We start from the raw sequence: 3,210 nt of genomic DNA, 5'->3' as shown, positions 1-3,210 counted from the left end.
ATCCAATACACCTGATATGACAGCCAAACCAGAATTAGTTGATTTTAAAACCATAAAAAATAATCCAGCTACTATTACAAAAAAAGGTAGTGATCGATTATATAAAAATGATGGGACGGGACATTTTACCGATGTTTCTGTCAAAACAGGAATTGTTCCTGATGTGGGTTTCGGGTTGAACCCATCTGTGGGTGACTTGAATAATGATGGTTTTTTAGATATTTATATTTGCAATGACTTTAATATTCCTGATTTTGCATACATAAACAACGGTAATGGAACTTTTACAGATAAAAGAAACCAAGTTGTAAAGCATATGTCATTCAATAGTATGGGAGGTGATATTGCTGATATTAATAATGATGGATTGATGGATTTAATGACGCTAGACATGAATCCTGAGGATTACATTCGCTCTAAAACTACAATGGGAATGACTTCGAAAGATAATTTTGATGAAATGGTTCAAAAAGACCATCATTACCAATATATGCACAATATGTTGCAACTTAATAACGGTAATGGCGTATTCAGTGAAATCAGTAAAATGTCCGGAATTGCAAACACCGATTGGAGTTGGTCGGTACTTTCTGCCGATTTTGATTTAGATGGTTTTAATGATATTTATATAACTAACGGAGTTTTTAGAGATGTCATAGACAAAGATAAAAATAATAAGATATTAGCAATTTTAAGACAAAACCAAAGAAAGCCAACCAAAGAAGATTTCTTGAGTTTTGCCAAAATGTTACCACAACAAAAATTGACTAATTATTTTTACCGTAACAAAGGAGATTTAACTTTTGAGGACACATCCAAAAAGTGGGATAATGCAAAAAGTTCATTTTCTAACGGTGCAGCTTATGCTGACTTAGATAATGATGGCGACTTAGATTTGGTTGTGAATAATATTAATGAAGCTGCCACCATTTTAAAAAACAATTCAAGAGAATTAGGAAAAGGAAGCTTTCTTGAAATCAATTTAAAAGGGCCTAAAACAAATCCATTTGGTGTGGGGATCAAAGTAAATTTACTTTTGAAAAGTGGTAACAAACAAACTCGTCAATTAATCAATACCAGAGGGTTCTTATCAGCGGTATCAAATCAATTACATTTTGGATTTAAAAATGATGATGCTATACAAGAATTGGAGATTATTTGGCCTGATGGTAAAAAACAATTAATTAAAGGAAGTAAATCAAATGAAGTTCTTGTAGTGAACTATAGCAATGCGAGCACTATTACTTTGGATAATAAAGGAAGAAATTCAGCAAGTTTATTTTCTAAAACTCCTTTTAATTACCGACATATTGATCCTAAAACGGATGATTACAAATACCAAATTTTATTGCCTCATAAATTGTCACAAACGGGTCCAGCCATAGCTAAGGCTGATGTTAATAATGATGGGATAGAAGATGTGTACCTAGGGGGCGGTCATACTCAAGCTGGGCAATTATTAGTAGGTTCCAAAAATAATTTGTTTACCAATCAAAATGTAGCTGCTTTTACAGCCGATAAACAATTTGAAGATGTTGGGGCTTGCTTTTTTGACGCTGATAACGATGGTGATCAAGATTTGTATGTGGTGAGCGGTAGTTATGAATTTGATAAAACACCAAAATTATTGCAAGATCGTTTGTACTTAAATGATGGAAAAGGGCAATTTAGTCGTACTTATAAAAACTTGCCTGAAATTTTATCAGCTGGTTCTGTAGTGATTCCAGCAGATTATGACAACGATGGCGATATCGATTTGTTTGTAGGAGGTAGGGTAGTACCTAATAAATATCCGTATGCTCCTGAGAGTTATTTACTGATTAATAACAAAGGATTTTTTACAAATGAAACACAAATAAAAGCTCGTCAACTTCAGAATATTGGTATGGTTACTGATGCGGTTTGGTTTGATATAGACAATGATAAAAATCTAGATTTAGTAGTTTGTGGCGAATGGATGGGTATTGAAGTCTTTATGAATACAAATGGTAGTTTGATTCAAAGTCATTCGTATAAATCACTGTCAGAGGCAAAAGGCTGGTGGAATAAATTACTAGTAGTCGATGCAGATGCAGATGGCGATATGGATTTAATAGCTGGAAATTTAGGGTTGAATTATAAGTTTCATGCCAGTGTTAAAAAACCGTTTCATGTCTATACACATGACTTTGATTATGATGGTGTCGAAGACATATTCTTGGCAAATGAATATAAAAACAAAACGGTTCCGGTACGCGGAAAAGGATGTACCGCACAGCAAATGCCTCATTTAAAAAATAAAATAACGAGTTACAATAATTTTGCGTCGACTGATTTAAAAGGAATTGTAGGGGGAGCTATTGATTCGGCTTTACATTATGAAGTCACGGAATTTCGTTCAGGGATTTTTATCAATGATGGTACTTCTAGTTTTATTTTCAAACCGTTTGGAAATGAAGCTCAAAAATCTCCTATCAATAGCATTTTGTTTGGTGATTTTGACGGTGATGGCGAAAAAGATTTACTAATGGCAGGAAATAATTACCAATCCGAAATTGAAACAACTCGCGCTGATGCAGGAATTGGTTTTTTTATGAAAAACACAGGAAAAGGAGTTTTTAGTTTTATACCTAATCTTAGTACTGGATTCTTTGCCGATAAAGATATTCGTAATATGGTTGAAATTAAAAACAATAATACCAACTATATTTTGGTAATAAATAACAATAGTACTCATGATTTGTTTAAGGTTAGTCCTAAAAAATAATTAATACATTTTTATAAAACTTTGAAGACTAGGAATAGATTTTCGAATTTTTTTTCATCAACTTTAACTTGTACTAAAAAATGATAGATACAATTTTTTTAGTGGATTGTTAAGTTTAAATTAAAAATAAGCTTTTTTTATGGTTGTTGGTACTGGTTATTTCTCTTGTTTCTGGGCTATAACGAGTACTTAAGGATGTGTTGTGTGAGAAACACTTAATAAAAATTATTTAGGCGTGCTCAATTCTAATTCTGAACCTTTGTGATGGTGGGACTTTTCAATAAAAAAAAGGGATCATAAAAAAAAACTTATTTTTGTTTTAGTAAATTCTATAGCTAAATAAGTATTATTTTATTTTTTTTACAAATCGGTAATAGGACTGTATTTTGGAACTAAAATTTTCATTATAGACCATCCTATTAAATAACAAACGGCACAAATAGAAAAAATGATAAAATAACCTG

At 31.9% G+C, this 3,210-nt stretch carries 1 protein-coding gene; it reads left to right on the top strand.

The features are described 5' to 3' along the window. Window positions 1-2,746 (top strand): VCBS repeat-containing protein (locus WBQ70_RS10395; protein ID WP_423913776.1); only part of this gene is annotated, 2,746 nt, incomplete at its 5' end. Window positions 2,747-3,210 lie beyond the last annotated feature (464 nt).

The sequence above is a fragment of the Flavobacterium sp. genome (assembly GCF_049590715.1).
In the GTDB taxonomy this organism is placed as follows: Bacteria; Bacteroidota; Bacteroidia; order Flavobacteriales; family Flavobacteriaceae; genus Flavobacterium.
Note: the sequence above shows the minus strand (reverse complement) of the source record. Positions and strands in the feature narration are given on the sequence as shown.